Source organism: Vibrio sp. 2033, assembly GCF_033339735.1.
This window is the reverse complement of the sequence record NZ_JAWOVC010000397.1, coordinates 1-675: the sequence shown is the minus strand read 5'-3', so window position 1 is coordinate 675 and position 675 is coordinate 1. Positions and strand designations below refer to the sequence as shown.

The window sequence follows — 675 nt, the reverse complement described above, 5'->3', positions numbered from 1 at the left end:
TTGGGATGACAACCATGGGTGCTCGCCAGCACCTGCAAGGTTTAGAAGATGAAGGCATCCTGTCGATTCACGATGTAAAAGTCAAAGTCGGACGCCCTACTCGCCATTGGTCTTTAACCCAGAAGGGACATGAGCAATTCGCCGATCGTCATGGCGAACTCACCATCCAATTTATCGAAGCCGTGGAACACATCTTCGGTAAAGATGGCCTCGACAAAGTTACCTCCGAGCGCGAAAAACTGACTTTACAAAACTATCGCCAGCACCTCGACCAATGTGAGTCTTTAGAAAGCAAACTGGAAACTTTGGTTTTTCTGCGCGAAAAAGAAGGCTACATGGCAGAGCTTGAACAAGATGAGCACGGCTTTATCTTGATCGAGAATCGCTGCCCGATTTGTAAAGCCGCCACGCGTTGCCCTAGTTTATGCAAATCTGAACTGAGTGTGTTCCAGTCCTTACTCGGAGACGACACGACCGTCGAGCGTACCGAGCATATCATTAGCGGTCAACGTCGCTGCGTTTACCGAATCCGCGCTTAGATTTCGGCCCTTTCGCTCTCTCTTATAAATGAGACAGGCCAATGATTCATCCTTTACCCTGATTCCTGTGGTGTACGCTTGTAGTATTGAACACGAGTATCCATATGGATTTGGAGAAAGGGATGAGAACTCTACA

At 48.1% G+C, this 675-nt stretch carries 1 protein-coding gene; it reads left to right on the top strand.

Annotated elements, in window-relative coordinates:
* Positions 1–539 (top strand): helix-turn-helix transcriptional regulator (locus R7P74_RS26815; RefSeq protein WP_318123699.1); only part of this gene is annotated, 539 nt, incomplete at its 5' end.
* Between the last annotated feature and the right edge of the window lie 136 nt (positions 540–675).